A 17,293-nucleotide genomic window follows, 5' to 3' on the forward strand; every position below is an offset into this window, starting at 1 on the left:
CACGTTCAATTCATGGGCGCTGTCCTTTTGTATTATTTTTTAGCAGGTGCGCAGCTGCCGCTAGAACAGCTATCAGATACGGAACAGGCTGCACATTTGCCCTTTTTAGACCGGTTAATAAAACGCACAAACGCCCAGCCGGCATATCCGAATATTGCACCGCCGATAATAATATTGGTGATGATTTCCATCGCTGAATATCTCCTTCCGATTTAGCTTAAGCCAAGCAATTTACCGCCCTGGTAAATGATAAGACAGAGTAGATAGGCGATGGTAAATGCATAGGCCATTGAGAAAACTGTCCACTTTTTTGATCCGGTTTCTTTATAAATCGTCGCCACTGTAGCCAGGCAAGGGATATATAGCAGGATGAATGCCATGAAGCTGTATGCTGCCAGCGGTGTGAAATACGCTGTCATCATACCCTGAAGCTGTGCCTCTGATGGTGCAAAATAAATAATATTCATTGTCGATACAATTGATTCTTTTGCAAAAAAGCCAGTCAATAATGATGCGCTCGCCTGCCAGTTGCCAAAGCCCAGCGGCTGGAATATCGGGGCAAGGACTCCTCCTATAGAAGCAAGGAAGCTTTGCTCCATTTCTACATCAAATCCCCCAGTCCCCGAATAAGAGAGGAGCCAGACGAAGACGGAACCCGCAAAGATAAAAGTACCTGCTTTTTTAACAAAGCCCTTTCCTTTGTCCCAAGTACTTCTCCACAACGCCCTAATTTGAGGGAAACGGTATGGCGGAAGCTCGATAACAAAGAGTGATGCTTCGGATTTCAGTACTGTTTTTGAGAACAATTTCGCCAAAATAAGAGCGATGAGTATACCTATAATATAGAGACTTAAAACAATTCCAGCGCTATTTGCTGCAAAGAAGGCCCCAACAAACAAAGCATAAACCGGAAGCCGTGCGGAGCAAGACATAAGCGGCGTCAAAAGGATCGTTAAAAGTCTTTCCCTTGGTGTTTCAATCGTCCTCGCTGCCATAATTCCAGGTACATTGCATCCAAAGCCGATCATCATCGGTATGAATGCCTTCCCGTTCAAGCCAACCGATTCCATAATTCGATCCATTACGAGGGCGACACGAGCCATATAACCCGAGTCTTCCAGCAAAGAAATGAAAAAGAACAGGATAAAGATTTGCGGAACAAATACCAGTACCCCGCCTACTCCTGCAATCAGCCCTTCATTGACAAGTGCATGAAGGAAAGCAGAAGCTCCAACTGCATTTAAGGCACCATCTGCCCATGAAGCAATTGGGCCGGTAATAATGCCATCTAGAATATCGGAAAGCGGGGAACCGAGCCAGTCAAATGTCAGCATGAACATCAGATACATCATCAAGAGAAAAATCGGCATGCCAAGGTATCTGTTTGTTACGATGGTATCTATCCTTTCTGAAAGAGGAACGACCTCCCCTTTCTTCCTGACTGCTTCGGCAGCTATTTTTTCTATAACCAGTTTCCGTTTTTCATGGATGATATGGGCAAGGGACATCTTCCCATGGGAAGCAAGTGCTTGGGATAGTCCAGAAACAATCGCCCTAATTTTTGTACCATCAGCTTTTTGTTCAAGATAATCCGCTACATATTGATTCCCTTCAAAAAGCTGGAGGGCAAGCCATCTGTCTGAATGGGTTGTTTTCCCCTCAATCTGAGCACTGATCTCCCCAATTGCTTCTTCAATTTCACTTCCATAATAAACAAGGTTCTTTTTTGGGGGAAGTGCATTTTCAGCAGCTGCCATATCCTGCAGTCTATCACAGCCTTTTCCGCTTCTGGCCACAACCGGAACAACAGGGATGCCAAGCAGACTGGATAACTTATCTGTATCGATATGAATGCCGCGCTTGCTTGCTACATCAACCATATTCAACCCTATTAACATTGGCCTTCCAAATTCAATTAACTGCAGGGTTAAATGCAAATTCCGTTCGATTTGAGAGGCATCAAGGATGTTGAGGAGACGGTCTACGGGGCCATCCAGGAAAAACCTGGTTACAACACCTTCGTCCTTCGACAGTGGATTCAACGTATAAATGCCAGGCAAGTCGATGAGGCGGTCCCTTTTATTACGAAAAATCCCAACCTTCTTCTCAACAGTTACGCCACTCCAATTGCCAACGTATTCATAGGAACCTGTGAGATTATTAAATAATGAGGTTTTGCCTGTATTGGGATTGCCTATTAATGCAATTTCCATATTAAACCCTCTCCAGTTCGATGCAATTTGCTTCCTTGCGCCGAATCCCTATGCATTGGCCACAGGATTCAATCATAATCGGCCCGCCGAATGGCAGGATGCATTTAACGCAAACCTCACTGCCTTCTGTGATACCAAGATCAAGCAGCCTTCTTTGCACCAGCTGGTCAACCATGGATATATTTTTAATCGTCGCTTTTTCTCCCGTTTTCAATTGAACCAGCATGATTATCACCCTTTAGCATTTAAATGAGAATGATTCTCTTTCTTATGGTTTAATTTTATCACCATTCAAATAGGAGATTGATAACCAGTTGTGAAAATTATGTTAAACCTATGAAAATAAAAAAAGGAAAAGGGAGGCCCTTTTCCAAAATAAATTCTTTAACTTTTTTAAACAACCTATGAATGATTCATAGAATGCCTCTGTCCGGCAATCAGCCTTGGCGATGCTCCAAAAACCAGGACAACTGCAATCGCTGAAATAATTGCGTTTGGAAGCATGTAGGTTCCGTTGTAAAGGAATGAAAATAGTGCGACAGGAGTCCCTTCAGGAGCTGAAGACGCAAAGAAAACAATCCCGCCAATATAGTGGGCGATAAACCTCAAGACACTTCCCAACAGAACTCCAAGGACCATGTAGAATATCCAGAGAGTTTTCTTACTATCAGCCTGTGCTTTTTTAATAGAAGACGAAAAGACTCCGGCCAGCCCGACGACTGTATAGGCAACAACATAATCAAGTGCTCCCTGGACAGGGTGGATGATCCATGCCTGGCCCAGCACAATTTGCAAGAATCCCAGCAAAAAACCTGTCAGCAGGCCACCTTTTAAACCCCAGCGATAGGCCATTAAGAATATTGGTACCATCGCAATCGAGATGGAACCCCCCTGTGGCCAAATTTTCAGTGATAGAATATTGGCTGCATAATCAAGCAGCAATGCGATTGCCGTAAAAACAGCAACCTCCACCAAAAATAATGTTTTACGATTTTGTTCCATAAACGATTCCCCCTATTGTCCGAAATAGGCAAACAGGATTTTACTTCCATGTTTCCCTACTCTTGATATTGGGTATCCGTTTGAAACCTTCCTTTTTGATATGGGTACTTTCCGCCAATGCAAAAAGGCAATACAAAACGCATACAAAGAGGGTCCTGTATTGCCAAACATTCGGCATGCCACATCCCTACGCTAGCGTTAACTAACAGGTTCAAAGGGTAAGAACTAAACGTTCACTCTCAGCCGCTTTTAACAGCTCCCCTTGTGGAAGTATTCAATTGATATCCACTTTCACTATACTATTCTCGGGCAACTTTGACAACAATAAGAATTGTATGTGGAGAGTATATACTTTTTTATAAACTTATATATCTGTTTTAGGAGGTACAACAATGGAGAGGAAGAACCAATTGAAGTCTGGGGAGACGGGTGCTTGGGTTAGTATCTTTGCCTATATCTTTCTGGCGGCATGCAAATTAATTGCAGGAAAAATGGGTAACTCCGATGGCCTTTGGGCAGACGGACTGAACAATTTGACAGACGTCCTGGCGTCAGTGGCTGTACTGGTAGGGCTTAAGATTTCAAAAAAGCCGCCTGACAAGGATCATCATTATGGCCATTACCGTGCTGAAACGATAGCTTCCCTGGTAGCAGCCTTCATCATGCTAGGTGTCGGATTCCAGGTATTGATGAATGGTGTCCAATCCCTATTCTCTGGAAACAAAGCTGAACCGGATTGGCTCACAGCTTGGGTCGCGATAGGATCGGCAGCCATTATGATGGGTGTTTATCGTTACAATATTAACCTGAGCAGAAAGATTAACAGCAATGCCATCAGGGCGGTTGCCCAGGATAACCGTTCAGATGCCCTTGTCTCAGTAGGAGCGTTTATCGGAATTATTGGTGCTAAGGTAGGCATTGTCTGGCTTGATATGATTGCCGCCATCATTGTTGGATTAATCATATGCAAAACGGCATGGGAAATTTTCCACGATGCCTCTCATGCATTAACAGATGGTTTTGATGTGACAAAGGTCCCTGAACTACAGCAGACAATTGAAAGTACAGCCGGAGTTAAAGGTGTCAACGAAATAAAAGCACGAACTCACGGGAATCAGATACTCATTGAATCAACCATCCTCGTAGATCCAAACCTCACTATCATTGAGGGGCATGCCATCACAGAAGCAATAGAAAAAGGATTGCAATCCAAACATGGAGTCCGCTATGCGATTATCCATGTTGAGCCATACTTTGAAAAAAACACAACTGAACAAAAAGAAGCCCGTACTTAATTTCCTTAAGTACGGGTTTTTGCTGCTATATAAGAAAGTACATCTTTTTTGAGAACTGTCTAGCTCCACAAAGGAAAGCATCTGTGAATTAAGCGGCTCTTTGCCTGGTTCGAGGCGTCCTTTGCCTGTAACGAAGACGCTTGCGATTTTCTTGCTATCTTATTTTTCAGCAGCAATAGCTTGAGAGTGCCCACTCTTTTTTTCAAGGCGGCGATTTTCACTTTCGGAAACTACGACTGCACAAGCAGCATCTCCTGTAATGTTAACTGCTGTCCGCACCATATCAAGCAGCCTGTCAATTCCTAAAATAAGGCCTATTCCTTCAACTGGCAGATTGACTGATTGAAGAACCATTGCAAGCATAATAAGCCCCACTCCGGGAACACCTGCTGTTCCAATACTCGCAAGCACAGCTGTCAATACCACAGTTGCAAGTTGAGGTACTGTTAAGTCAACCCCATAAACCTGAGCAATGAAGATTGTTGCGACCCCTTGCATAATAGCGGTTCCATCCATATTGATAGTTGCACCCAGCGGCTGGACAAAGCTTGATATCGGCTCAGGTACCTTCAGGTTCTTTTGGGCGGTTTCCATTGAAATAGGCAGAGTGGCATTGCTGCTTGCAGTACTGAATGCTACACCCATTGCAGGTGCAAAGCCTTTGAAAAACTTAATGGGATTCATTCCGCCCAAAAAGTAGACGGAGCTACCATAGGTAATAATGGCGTGAGTAAAAAGGCCAAGCAAAACTACAATCATATAGACACTCATTGCACCGATTGCATCCAGGCCCTGGCTGCCAATCGCGGATGCAATTAACCCAAATGTCCCATAGGGAGCAAATTTCATAACAATACCGACAAGGAACATCATAATTTCATTTCCCTGTTCAATAAATTGGCGAACTGCCTTTGTTTTTTCGCCTAAAGCTGTCAAAGCATACCCAATAAAAATGGCAAAAACAATAATTTGAAGCATATTCCCGCTCGTTAGCGCATCAAATGGGTTAGTTGGAATGATGCCCAGGAGAGTCTCGCTGACTGGAGGGGCCTTATCAGCCTCAAAACTGGCATTTTCAGTATCGAAATTCCCCATTTCCCCAGGCTTAATTACTAGAGCAAAAGCAAAACCAATAAGTATGGCAATTGCGGTTGTTGCAAGAAAATATGTAACAGTTTTAAGTCCCATCCACCCCAGTTTTTTCGGGTCACCCAGCCCAGCAACACCGAGAATGATGGAGAATAGTACAATCGGCACGACAAGCATACTTATTAAACTAATAAAGATCCTGCCAACTGGCGTGAAAATGAATGTATTTAGTGTTTCAAACGCCCCAGGAGCAAATATATTGAAAACTAAACCCGTGATCGCTCCTAGAACGAGTGCGATTATAATTTTTGACGTCAGCTTCAAATCATCCATACCTCCATGTCTCTATTTCTATTTGTTTTTTCACAAAAACAAATTACCCTAAGTGATAACATGAGAAACCTAGGTTATATAATAAAAGTAAAAAGGGGGATTCCAATGTTTACTTTGAAGGTGGATCAAGATATAGAACTGCAGCTATTCCAATTAAAGGACTGCAGAGCACTATTTAATTTGGTTGACCAAAACAGACATCATTTGCGCCAGTGGCTTCCCTGGGTCGATGATATGGCAAGTCACTATCAATACGAAACCATCATTCCAATGTGGCTTAAGCAATTTGCCGAAAACAACGGCTTCAATGCAGGAATCCGGTACCGGGGCCAACTAGTCGGATGCATTGGTATGCATTTTATAGATTGGCGGAACAGACAAACATCAGTGGGTTACTATCTTGCTGAACAAGCCCAGGGTAAAGGAATTATGGTCCGTTCGGTCCAAGCTGTTTTAAATTATGCATTTTATGATCTTGGCCTAAATCGAGTCGAAATCCGCTGCGGAGAACATAACCTTAAAAGCAGGGCAATCCCGGTACGGCTGGGGTTTGCGTTGGAAGGAAAGATCAGGGATGGCGAACTTCTTCATACTGGATTCCATGATTTAATTGTGTATGGAATTCTTGCACGTGATTGGAAAAAACTCATGTAGGTTATGCACATAACCTTGCCGCGTATCCCATAAACTGTTGTAAAGCAATAATCCATCAACTGGTACGTTTGACTGTATAGTTTGTTATCCGATATAATTATTGTTAATTTTATATATCGAGGTGGTATGATGGGGTTTTCTATCGAATTGGTGAACTAGCAACCAGGGCCGGTGTTTCCAAGAGGACCATTGATTATTACACGTCGATTGGACTCCTGAACGCAGAACGGACCCACTCCAACTACCGGCTATATGATAAAAGTACACTTGCCGACTTGAAGTATATTGAGGAATGCAAAAGTATGCATTTTCCGCTTGATGAGATTAAAAGAAAGCTAGAAATCAAGAAAGCCGGAAGAATCCGTGAATCCCAATTGGAAGACCAGGCCTATTTGGTCGCTCAGCAAATGAAACAGCTTCATGACGATTTGTCGGCCCTCTTGCCGCTGATCCAGAAGCTTGATACGAAAAAAAGGGATATCGTATCGAGAGACTTGAATGAGGAAGGGAATGCCCTGCTCAAATCCCTTAAGGAATTAACAAGTTAGTTTTAAACTCTCAGGAGGTGACTCCTTTACCCGAAAGAATCGGGGTAAGGAACTTTATTGGACATATTAAACTTGGTTTTAATAGCCATTTTAATCGCTTTGACAGCCTTTTTTGTCGCATCTGAATTTGCGATTATCAGGGTTAGAAGTTCAAGGATAGACCAGTTGATTGAGGAAGGAAGCAGCAGCGCCAAAGCGGCAAAAAGGGTAATTACCAATTTGGATGAGTATTTGTCCGCATGCCAGCTTGGAATTACAGTTACCGCGCTGGGCCTTGGCTGGATTGCAGAGCCAACAATGGAAAAATTGCTGGCACCGATCCTTCATTGGCTTAATGTCGCTCCAGGTGTTTCCGAGGTATTGACATTTGCGGTCGCGTTTGGCCTAATTACGTTCCTCCATGTTGTTATAGGAGAGTTGGCCCCGAAAACATTGGCTATTCAAAAAGCGGAACCTATTACCTTAATGATCGCAAGGCCGCTAATCTTTTTTTATAAGCTGATGTATCCTTTCATCTGGGCTTTAAATGGCTCCGCTAGACTTACTGTAGGGCTTTTCGGTATGAAAATGGCTTCAGAGAATGACCTGGCCCATACAGAAGAAGAACTTCGTATCATCCTGTCCGAAAGCTATAAAAGTGGTGAAATAAACCAATCAGAGTTTAAGTATGTAAATAGAATTTTTGAATTTGATAACCGGATAGCCAAGGAAATTATGGTGCCTCGAACAGAAATTGTCTCGCTTTCAAAGGATGATACACTTCAGGGCATCCTTGCTACCATTAAGGATGAGAAATTTACCCGCTATCCCGTCATCGACGGTGATAAGGACCATATTATAGGATTAATTAATATTAAAGAAATCATGACTGATTTAATTGGCACAGGTAAATATACTGAAAGAAAAATTATGCATTATGTAAGGCCAATCATCCGTGTCATCGATACAATTCCGATTCATGATTTACTCCTGAAAATGCAGAAGGACCGAATCCATATGGCTATCCTGATGGATGAATATGGCGGTACCTCGGGGCTCGTAACGGTAGAAGATATTTTGGAGGAAATCGTCGGGGACATCCGCGATGAGTTCGATATGGACGAAATCCCTATGGTCCGAAAAATAAAGGACGAACACTATATTATCGACTCCAAGGTCCTTATAAGTGAAGTCAATGATTTGCTTGGCCTTGAAATCAATGATGAAGATATCGATACAATTGGCGGCTGGATTTTGACAGAGAACTTTGATGCCCGGGAAGGCGATATTATTCATTGCGATCAGTACTCTTTCAGGATACTTGATATGGAGGAACATCATATCCGGTATATAGAGGCTGTTAAGATGGCAGAAGCAGTAGAACCTGCTTTACAAAAGCAAATTCCGGTTGCTAACCCCGGAATTCTTTCATAACTGAAGCTTCACTAATCATAGTGTTTTATTCCGCGCAGTATAAAACAAAGAAAAGGCAGTTCCCTATATTTTAAAGGGACTGCCTTTTTTAGTGTTAAACAAGTCTGTTGATTTCCGCTACAGGCGCTTCGCTTTCCGTGGGGCGGGCGGTGAGCCTCCTCGTCGCTTTGCTCCTGCGGGGTCTCACCTGTCCCGCTGCTCCCACAGGAGTCTTCGCGCCTTCCACTCCAATCAACACTCCTATAAATCATCACCAAGATATACCCATTTACACAGCTTTTAAAAAAATCACCTATTATTCCGCAGCATGATAAGTTCTTCTTCGGCCTTTGCGAGTTTAACTAAATGTGAATCAAGCCTTCTATTAATATGCTTAATATCGTCATTGGCTGGCCTGCTTGTTGCTTCCCTGATTTCCTTGACGGCTTTGAGAATTTCGTCTGTTTGTCTTTCCTCGATTCTCTCTAGAGATTCTTTTATATCCGAAAGATCGATTTGATTGACGGCAACCCGATGCTCAATGCTGTCCATTTTCTCGAGCCGGGCCAGCCTATTTTCTATATTTTCAAGAGATGAACTAAATCCTTGGATGATGTTTTTTATGTCATTTATTGCTTGAGTGATTTCCTTGTTGGTATCAGCCATTTTTTAATCTCCTTCGTTCTTTTGATTTATCATAACACCATACCCACTATAAGGATGTTACAAAATGAAGAAAACTATAAAACAGACTAAAAAGTTGAACACTCTATGAACTTCACTCCCAGTGTGAACATTATCATAGTATCCGGCGAGGAAAACGGTTTATTCTAGAGTCAAGGAAGCAAACGCCTTCCAATACCTTTAAAAGGCTGGTGTAAATAGTATGATCTTGTCACTGGATGAAAAAGCATTTTCCTGGTTTTCCAATGAATTTGATATAAAAGCTCCCTTAAGCATACGCCTTTACCCTCAATACGCAGGCCTTGGCGTCAAACATAAGGGCTATACCCTTGCCTTCTCAGCTGAAGCGCCAACAAACGCTGGTTATTCAAAAAGAGTCAATGGGATCACCTTTTATGTTGAAGAAAATGACCGGTGGTTCTTTGAACATACAAATACCATTCTTAGCTTCGATGAAACATTGAACGAAATTAGTGTAAAATACGAAGAAAATCCAAATATACTGAACTAAACAGTTCGAAGCCGGCTCCTGATTCCCTTAGAATCAGGATTTTTTATTTGGGAAAATACTCTGGTTCTATCCGCTCGAACCTTTCCAATCAACAATTAACAATCTTTTAGATAGTTTCCTTATATTCCAAGAGAAATAATTTAGTCAAATGTGTGACAATTTCAAAATATATTTCGAAAATATTGTGAAAAGTGTTACAATTAAGGAAGAATAATCATATGTTTAGATTGACTAAGCGATAACACATCCTACACCCATCCCTCAATTGTATACCTACAAAAAGATGCTTCGTTTTTCCACGGTGAAATTACTTTTTTCAGGCAGAACATACTTTATATAGATTAGAGAAGAAAGGGGTAGGAAATCATGCATTATGGGAAGCCATTGGTCACATGGCTTGGGATTACCTTCGATTTATCTGTGATTTTAACAAGTACCGTCGCATCCTTGCTTGTCTTCATTATTGCACTCCTATCAATAAGAAGATTGGAAAAAGCCGGTGCCAAAAGGCCTTCAGAACTTCATGGAATGGACCATTGAATTTGTCCAGGGAATCATGAGTAATTCGATTGGTGCATCAAAAAATCTTTTTATCTTATCCACAGGCGTTTCGCTGCTTCTCTTTTTAATTATATCCAACAGCATGGGAATCCCATTTTCAATTGTAACAGGTGAAGAACAGCAGGTTGTATGGTGGAAATCACCCACAGCCGATGCCCACGTAACAATGACGTTAGCCATCATGATCATGGCCTACACGCACTTCATTGATATCCGCATGCATGGATTCAAACATTACTTCCACAGCTATTTCAAACCATTCAAAGCATTCCTTCCCATTAATATCCTTGAACAATTAAGTACAACGCTCCCCCTGGGCCTTCGACTGTTTGGGAACATATATGCAGGCGAGGTAATGCTTGCTATTCTTGCCGGAACAATGGTAAGCGGTTTCTTACCAGCGCTGCTCGCCGCACTTCCAATGTTGATTTGGCAGGCATTTTGCCTATTTATCGGTGCTATCCAGGCTTATATTTTTGTGACTCTGACTATGGTTTATATAGCTCATCGACTCACATAAATTTATTTAGTTAGAATGGGTATATGATTAGTAAAAGTTAAGAAAGGAGAGATTCTAAATGGGAGACATCGAATTGTTTGGCATACAAATATCACTTGGAACAATGATTTATCAAGCTATCATTTTTACTATATTAGTATTTCTTATCAAAAAATTTGTAATGAAGAAACTTTTAAATGTTATGGAAGATAGGCAAACGTATATTGAAAACCAATTGCTGCTCGCAGAAAAATATAAAACTGAAGCCGAACAAAAACTTGCCGAACAGCAGCAATTAGTCCAGCATGCCAAAGTAGAGGCAAGGCTTATCAGAGCCAGCAGTGAAAAGGAAGCCATGGAGCTTTTCGAGCGATCTAAGCAAGAGGCCGTAGAAATCATCAAAGATGCGAGGAATGACGCCAGTAAACAGGCCGCTGCCCAGAATTGCCATAAGGGGGCATAACAATGAAAAAGACCTTTTCTGCCAATTTCGGAAGAGTTACAGAAGATATTGAGCTTGGCCTTGAAGAAAAGATGATTTATGTTCATTACAAAAAGGGCCCTTATGAAAAATCAGCCTGTATTTTAAAAAATGAGAATAAACCCTTGGAAGAATATCTAAATTCCTTTTTAGATGAAAATAACGTATCGGATGATTTAAAGACCAAGGTTATTGAGTATTTAAAAAATGCAAAAGACATTAACAGCCAGCATTGGAATGATTTTTCTAATTCTTTAATGAAAGCGCTATCCCTCCATATGGTATTTGCCTTTACAATCGGCATATCTGTGTTTCTTGGCTATAAGGGCGGCAATTTGCTTGATAGCTTGCTGCCGTTGTATCCATTATTTACACTTCTTGGTTTAGCTGCTGGTATATTGTTTGGGGGATACTCAGCTTATGCTTTGGCAATAAAATACTTTAAACCGGCCGCAGATAAGATTAACAAGCATAAACAGAAAAAGATTTTAGCAGAAGCAGAATCCGCAAAGAAGTGGCCAGAGATAGATGTATACCTGGAAGAAGTTAGAAACGCTATCAGGAAATTCTCCGACAGCCTGCCAAAAGGGGTTTACCGGACTATACTCGTCAATGATGATAACAGCATTGATTTTAGCCAGCTTGCTCATATTCTAGGGGGAATTCCGTCCAAGAAATTCTATATGTCAAAGGAGACGTATGATATTTTTGAGGAAAGCGACAAGGCAATCCCGGTCGAGATGGATAAAGTACAGAGAGCAGTGGATTTGTATGTAAAGGAAAAGCACGAATATCCGATGCTCCAATTCGACCCAAGCAGACGTGTAAACTATTACCAGCTTTTACAGGAACATTACTTAAAAGAGCGTCCCGAAATACAGTTTTATTTTACCGATGTTGACGGTCTTGTATCTCATATAAAACCGCCACAAAAAAAACGCGGATAGAGTTCTCTCCCTAAAATTACCTGTTGAAAATTGGATGAAGAACACTTTCAGAACGTTTGCTAAAGCCTTAATATGGGGATAAATAGTAATAGAGGAACTTTAAATACAATTCCCATATTTCCCCCACATTTACACTTTTTACAACAGTGGAGAATGAAGAATCTTCACTTCATTTAAAGTTTCACTTTAGTTTCTGATTCTGGAAAAAACCCAGCGTCAGAAAGGAGGGATTGCTAATTTGTTGAAACAGGTTGAGCTTTCAGACTATCACCTATGGATGTGCCAGCAAATCAGAGAAAAATTGGCTGAGCGAAACCGGATCTCTCCTTTGGAAACATTTGATTATACGGAGCGGGATCTTGTAACTATAGCTTTGAGCGAACTTGTATTTCAATTGAATACTTCAGATCCTGCCAAGCAGGGCTGATACCACAAGTTACTCTAAATTAAATTACCATAGAGGCCGGGAATCGGCCTTTTTTTGTTATCCAAACAGGCATTGCGCAATTTGCAATGCCTGTTTTTTAAAGTATTTTTCTGCCGCTTTGCGACAGTGCATAATAAATCCCGTGCTGTAATGTTTGAAAGCACTGAAATTTTGATAAATTGATTTGTGATTGGGTTACAACTGCTCCTAATTCAGCAGAAATCCCGACAAGGATTGTCTCAATTCCAACAAGTGAAGCAGCGGATCCGAGCTTTTGGATAAAATCGATACCGTAATCCTCGACATCATGATCTAGTCCCGTCAGATCCAATACGAGGTAATTAGCCTCATATTTAGGAAGATTGAACAAAGTCTTTACAAGGAGGGTTTCAGAGCGGCTTTCATCGTATTTACCAATTAACGGAACCACAACTATACCTTCTAAAACTGGAATAATAGGCGATGAGAGTTCCTTAACCAATTCCTGCAGATCTTTTGTCTTCTCATCTACCAGGCTCTCTAGCTCCCGGATTTTCTCGGACTCCCTCCGTCTTGCTAATTCATGAATATTGGTTGAAACAGTAATGTTGGAAGGAAAGTATTCAACAATCGTACATTCATCCCCAGTAAGCTGGTCACTCACAACCCGGTACCAAATATTTGTGCCTAGGAGCCCGGTAAAAATGCCGGCATAATGCGCTGGCAGGTATTTTCCGCCGGCACTTTTCTCCTGTGCCTTATTTATTTTATACTCCCAGCTATCCTTTAGCTCAATCCTTAACGTTTTTGCATCAATATCCAAATCTTTAATGATGGCTGTGCCCCATCCCGCAGAAGCGTATGTATTGGGTATCAGGCTGGAAGCTTCTTTTACAGAAACATTCCGGTATGTAAAATATTCGCTGACGACAAGACCTTGGCGAAATCCGGTTGCTTCCAGAACCAATGCGGCAGCCTCCTCGCCGGAAACTTCCTCAATGGTGTCGAAGAATGTTTTCATGGCGGAGCTGATCCAAAATAATACAGCATCTTCTTTTTCAAATATAAATTGGCCTTTTTTAAGATTCCATTCGAAATCCAAACCGCCAACATTTATTTGCGTTTGTCCTTCCTGCGTGTTTGCTTCCATTTGTTTACTCCCCTTTCGAAACCACTCTGCCGGCCGAGTCTTTTTACTAACTCTTTTTAACTAACTTACATCTTTCTATATTGCGTGTCTAATTCAGCGGTTCACTTCAGTATAAGAAAACCATGTTCCTCAAGGATGGCACTTGCCTTTTTTCCGGAAAGAAACTTATAAAACTGTTCTGCCTGCTGTTTATTTTCACTGTCTTCAAGTACACCGGCAGGATAAACGATTGGTGAGTGAAGACTCTCTGCTGCTTCTTCCCTTATCACAATTTTATCCGTACCTAGCACGTCCGTTTTATACACAATGCCTGCATCGACATTTCCCGTTTCCACATACGACGCCACCTGGCCGACATCCTTTGTAAGGACGAGCTTCCCTTTTAGTCTTTCCCAAAGATCCAGGTTTTCGAGTACTTCCCTCGCATATTTTCCAGCGGGAACAGTTTCTGGAGTACCTATCGCGATTTTTTCTAAATCGGTCCGTTCCAGTTCTTCAAACCTGCTAATTCTAGTCCCACTATTCTTATTTTGAATCAGAACTAACTTATTCCCGGCGATAGTACTGTGAAAATCACGATCAATCTTTCCGGCTTGTACAAGTTTTTCAAACGGTTCAGTCGCTGCAGAAATATATACGTCCACAGGTGCACCCTGGGAAATTTGTGTTGCAAGAGCACCTGATGAACCATAGTTGAATTGAATTGTCACTTTCTGATTCTCTTTTTCATAGACGGACTTTATCTCTTCTAGCGCTCCTTTCATGCTGACTGCTGAAGAAATAAGCAATGCCTCCTTGCTTTCTTCCCTTTCGTCCTTTGAACATGAAACAAGCAAAATTAGCATCAGCAACCAAAGTACTGATATTAACAAGCGGGATTTCATATATTTTGCTAGCTCCTTTACTGTATACATGCTTCTACTATAACAAAAAGGCAGAGCATGAAAAACCTAGGCTGTCATTAGTACTGTTCGGAATTTCCACTAAGCTTGTTTTCCCCACGTAACGAAACTTGTGGCCAATCCAACTGAAAGAACTGCTAATGCCGAAAGCAGGAAGGTTTCTTTTGCAAAAAGGAACCCTCCTATTGAAATGACAATAATATCGATTGAAAAAATTAGCACACCTACATTAAAGCCTGTCAGGTCTGAAATGAATTGAGCAATCAAATCCGTCCCGCCAGTGCTTGTTTTATACTTGAGCATAATTCCAATTCCAAGGCCGACGAGAACTCCTCCTAAAATCGAGCACCAGGCTGGATCTACAGTTATCCCATCTACCTCAAGGAAATTGAAAAAGTCTATGAATAACGAAGATATTAGTAATCCATGGAGACTGTTGTGGAAATATGCCCGATACTTAAACCAGGCTATAACGAAGACAGGGATACTTAAAAAGATAATTGATTTGCCAGGTTCAATTCCCCAAAGATAGTTTACAATCAGCCCAAGTCCTATGACTCCTCCATCGAGTACCTTATGGGGAATCAGAAACAAGTTGATGCCAACTGCTACCAGGATGCTGCCAATTATAATCGCAACACCTTTTTTAAGCCATAACATATCCATCCCGCCTTATAATTTGGACATGTTATGTTATATGAAGCTTAGGTAACAATTAGAAGAGCCGCCGTAAATCGGCGGCTCGGGTAAACAGTATTCGAATTTTTGTTCCAGCACTTGATTTATTCGGCGACTGGGAAACTATTTTTGTACCACTGACTGGCCTGTTCCAGTTCACTCCTGGTCAATTGGTGGCCGTATTGTTCCCAATGAATCTGCACATTGGCTCCGGCACCCTCGAGCAATTGCTTCAATTCTTCCGATTCTTGTGCAGGACAGATTGGATCATTCGTCCCTGCACCAATAAATACCGGAGTTCCTGACAAGTCTGGTAGTTCGATGCCTCTTCTGGGAACCATTGGGTGATGAAGAATTGCACCCTTCAACGTCTTTCCATAATGAAATAGCAGACTGCCGGCAATATTGGCACCATTTGAATATCCCAAAGCGATAATATTATCTCTGTCAAACTGATATTTCTTTGCTGTTTCATCAAGAAAATCATTCAATTCCTTCGTACGGTGGACTAAATCTTCTTCATCAAAAACACCTTCTGCCAAGCGGCGGAAAAAGCGAGGCATACCATTTTCCAGCACATTGCCGCGAACGCTTAGTACAGAAGCGTTCGGGTCTACCATTTCAGCCAGAGGCAATAAATCCTGTTCATTTCCACCAGTACCGTGAAGTAATAGCAGGACAGGAGCATCTGAGTCTGGGCCTTGTTTAAAAATATGTTTCATAGGATTTCCACCCTTCTTTATTTTTAATTAAAATATTATCAATTAAAGATAACTATAAATTTATACATGTAAATTGTCAACCTAACAGCTTCAGGTTATTCTTTCTTACAAAACTATATGTATTTAGAATAAACTATTTAGTTTAACTTTTGATTTCTACTTCGGGCGCTTCGCTTTCCGTACCAATCATTAGATTTTTTAGTTCATTCTACTTAGAATTTAGATTTGTTTTCTAGATTTTCTCTCTGTTTTCCACAAATAAACATGGACGATTCCGCCCATGTTTATTTTTTATATTTAATTACAAACTTCGTGTGGATTGGCACAGCCATTATCGGCCTTTTCAACCTGGATGGTGCTATGTTCAATTCCGAATTTGTCATGAAGCATGGATTGTGCTTGCCGGAGCACACTATCATGCACACCTTCTACTGAAATCGCGACATGGCAGCTTAGCATCGGCATCCCTGAGGTAACCGACCATATATGCAAGTCGTGGACATCCTTCACACAAGGAATTTGCATCAATGCATTTCGAAGCGATTCAAAATCAATCTGTTCAGGTGCCCCTTCCATAAGGATATGGAAAGAGTCCTTTGTCACCCTCCAGCCAGAGATGATAATCAACACTGCGACAATCACACTTGCAATTGGGTCTGCGATGCCCCAGCCAAAGAACATCATCAATAAAGCAGCTACAATCGCTCCCGCAGAGCCAAGCATATCCCCCAATACATGGAGGAAAGCACTTCGAACGTTCAGATTTTCGTCCTTGTCACCCTTCATCAGAATAAAGGCGGCAGCTATATTGATTAGGAGTCCAAGAGTTGAAATAATCAGCATCCCCATGCTTTGAACTTCAGGAGGATTTGAAAACCTTTCAAAGGCTTCAATGAAAATAAAAATTGAAATAGCAATTAATGTAAGGCCGTTGAGTGCTGCAGCAATAATTTCAAATCTTTTATATCCGTAAGTTTTTGCCTGAGTTGCGCTCCTCTCCCCAAGCTTAATTGCAAAGAAGCTTAGCCCAAGTGCGGCAGCGTCGCTGAGCATATGCCCGGCATCAGACAAAAGAGCCAGGCTGTTTGTTAAAATGCCACCGATTACCTCTATAACCATGAAGGTTGCAATCAGAACGAATGACAATAGAAGTGCCTTCTTATTATCTGAATGGTGATGGTGGTGATGTCCATGTCCGTGATCATGTGAATGGTGATGTCCCATGA

Annotated in this window: 20 protein-coding genes and 1 riboswitch; of the genes, 9 read left to right on the top strand and 11 right to left on the bottom strand. The window is 41.6% G+C overall.

Annotated elements, in window-relative coordinates; genetic code table 11:
- Positions 1-32: 32 nt before the first annotated feature.
- From AM500_RS20900 to thiT, 4 genes are all read right to left on the bottom strand, one after another.
- On the bottom strand, positions 33-185 hold the full coding sequence (locus AM500_RS20900; RefSeq protein WP_053601821.1) for a FeoB-associated Cys-rich membrane protein: 153 nt from the start codon (positions 183-185) through the stop codon (positions 33-35).
- A 27-nt stretch (positions 186-212) separates the two neighbouring features.
- Positions 213-2,213: a ferrous iron transport protein B gene (gene feoB, locus AM500_RS20905; protein WP_053600964.1), complete on the bottom strand. Its 2,001-nt coding sequence runs from the start codon at positions 2,211-2,213 to the stop codon at positions 213-215.
- Position 2,214: 1 nt separating this feature from the next.
- Positions 2,215-2,439: a FeoA family protein gene (locus tag AM500_RS20910; RefSeq protein WP_082347320.1), complete on the bottom strand. Its 225-nt coding sequence runs from the start codon at positions 2,437-2,439 to the stop codon at positions 2,215-2,217.
- A gap of 176 nt (positions 2,440-2,615) precedes the next feature.
- Positions 2,616-3,215 (bottom strand): energy-coupled thiamine transporter ThiT, encoded by a 600-nt coding sequence (gene thiT, locus AM500_RS20915; RefSeq protein WP_053600965.1) that lies wholly within the window; start codon positions 3,213-3,215, stop codon positions 2,616-2,618.
- A gap of 167 nt (positions 3,216-3,382) precedes the next feature.
- A riboswitch (TPP riboswitch) is annotated at positions 3,383-3,488 on the bottom strand.
- A 119-nt stretch (positions 3,489-3,607) separates the two neighbouring features.
- Here thiT and AM500_RS20920 point away from each other — a divergent pair.
- Positions 3,608-4,510 (top strand): cation diffusion facilitator family transporter, encoded by a 903-nt coding sequence (locus tag AM500_RS20920; protein WP_053600966.1) that lies wholly within the window; start codon positions 3,608-3,610, stop codon positions 4,508-4,510.
- A gap of 159 nt (positions 4,511-4,669) precedes the next feature.
- Here AM500_RS20920 and AM500_RS20925 read toward each other — a convergent pair whose 3' ends face one another.
- Positions 4,670-5,923 (bottom strand): dicarboxylate/amino acid:cation symporter, encoded by a 1,254-nt coding sequence (locus AM500_RS20925; protein WP_053601823.1) that lies wholly within the window; start codon positions 5,921-5,923, stop codon positions 4,670-4,672.
- Positions 5,924-6,037: 114 nt separating this feature from the next.
- On the opposite strand from AM500_RS20925, the gene AM500_RS20930 reads away from it, so the two are divergent.
- From AM500_RS20930 to AM500_RS20940, 3 genes are all read left to right on the top strand, one after another.
- A complete protein-coding gene (locus tag AM500_RS20930; protein WP_053600967.1) occupies positions 6,038-6,586 on the top strand; it encodes a GNAT family N-acetyltransferase in 549 nt (182 codons plus the stop codon).
- Positions 6,587-6,732: 146 nt separating this feature from the next.
- On the top strand, positions 6,733-7,134 hold the full coding sequence (locus AM500_RS26285) for a MerR family transcriptional regulator (protein WP_053600968.1): 402 nt from the start codon (positions 6,733-6,735) through the stop codon (positions 7,132-7,134).
- Between the two features lie 57 nt (positions 7,135-7,191).
- A complete protein-coding gene (locus tag AM500_RS20940; protein WP_053600969.1) occupies positions 7,192-8,547 on the top strand; it encodes a hemolysin family protein in 1,356 nt (451 codons plus the stop codon).
- 288 nt (positions 8,548-8,835) lie between these two features.
- On the opposite strand, the gene AM500_RS20945 is transcribed toward AM500_RS20940, so the two are convergent.
- A complete protein-coding gene (locus tag AM500_RS20945; RefSeq protein ID WP_231688059.1) occupies positions 8,836-9,192 on the bottom strand; it encodes a hypothetical protein in 357 nt (118 codons plus the stop codon).
- A gap of 220 nt (positions 9,193-9,412) precedes the next feature.
- Here AM500_RS20945 and AM500_RS20950 point away from each other — a divergent pair, with 220 nt between their 5' ends.
- From AM500_RS20950 to AM500_RS20970, 5 genes are all read left to right on the top strand, one after another.
- The gene (locus AM500_RS20950; protein WP_053600970.1) at positions 9,413-9,721 is read left to right on the top strand and encodes a HesB/YadR/YfhF family protein; all 309 of its coding nucleotides are present in this window, start codon (positions 9,413-9,415) and stop codon (positions 9,719-9,721) included.
- A gap of 499 nt (positions 9,722-10,220) precedes the next feature.
- Positions 10,221-10,802, top strand: coding sequence for a F0F1 ATP synthase subunit A (atpB, locus tag AM500_RS20955; protein WP_231688060.1), 582 nt, complete (start codon positions 10,221-10,223; stop codon positions 10,800-10,802).
- A gap of 58 nt (positions 10,803-10,860) precedes the next feature.
- Positions 10,861-11,244 carry a F0F1 ATP synthase subunit B family protein gene (locus AM500_RS20960; RefSeq protein WP_053600972.1) on the top strand — a complete coding sequence of 128 codons (384 nt, stop codon included), beginning with the start codon at positions 10,861-10,863 and terminating at the stop codon, positions 11,242-11,244.
- Positions 11,245-11,246: 2 nt separating this feature from the next.
- The gene (locus tag AM500_RS20965) at positions 11,247-12,209 is read left to right on the top strand and encodes an AtpZ/AtpI family protein (RefSeq protein ID WP_053600973.1); all 963 of its coding nucleotides are present in this window, start codon (positions 11,247-11,249) and stop codon (positions 12,207-12,209) included.
- Positions 12,210-12,447: 238 nt separating this feature from the next.
- Positions 12,448-12,636: a hypothetical protein gene (locus AM500_RS20970; protein WP_043933188.1), complete on the top strand. Its 189-nt coding sequence runs from the start codon at positions 12,448-12,450 to the stop codon at positions 12,634-12,636.
- A 97-nt stretch (positions 12,637-12,733) separates the two neighbouring features.
- On the opposite strand, the gene AM500_RS20975 is transcribed toward AM500_RS20970, so the two are convergent.
- The 5 genes from AM500_RS20975 to AM500_RS20995 all read right to left on the bottom strand — a co-directional run bounded on the left by AM500_RS20975 (position 12,734) and on the right by AM500_RS20995 (position 17,291).
- Positions 12,734-13,765: an STAS domain-containing protein gene (locus AM500_RS20975; RefSeq protein WP_053600974.1), complete on the bottom strand. Its 1,032-nt coding sequence runs from the start codon at positions 13,763-13,765 to the stop codon at positions 12,734-12,736.
- Between the two features lie 101 nt (positions 13,766-13,866).
- Positions 13,867-14,649: a molybdate ABC transporter substrate-binding protein gene (gene modA / locus AM500_RS20980; RefSeq protein ID WP_053600975.1), complete on the bottom strand. Its 783-nt coding sequence runs from the start codon at positions 14,647-14,649 to the stop codon at positions 13,867-13,869.
- A 99-nt stretch (positions 14,650-14,748) separates the two neighbouring features.
- Entirely contained in the window at positions 14,749-15,327 is a 579-nt protein-coding gene (locus AM500_RS20985; protein ID WP_053600976.1) for a YitT family protein, read from the bottom strand.
- A 122-nt stretch (positions 15,328-15,449) separates the two neighbouring features.
- Positions 15,450-16,067 carry an alpha/beta hydrolase gene (locus AM500_RS20990; protein ID WP_053600977.1) on the bottom strand — a complete coding sequence of 206 codons (618 nt, stop codon included), beginning with the start codon at positions 16,065-16,067 and terminating at the stop codon, positions 15,450-15,452.
- A 297-nt stretch (positions 16,068-16,364) separates the two neighbouring features.
- A complete protein-coding gene (locus tag AM500_RS20995) occupies positions 16,365-17,291 on the bottom strand; it encodes a cation diffusion facilitator family transporter (protein ID WP_053601825.1) in 927 nt (308 codons plus the stop codon).
- Positions 17,292-17,293 lie beyond the last annotated feature (2 nt).

Origin of the sequence: Bacillus sp. FJAT-18017 (assembly GCF_001278805.1) — a bacterium.
GTDB lineage: Bacteria > Bacillota > Bacilli > Bacillales > Cytobacillaceae > Bacillus_D.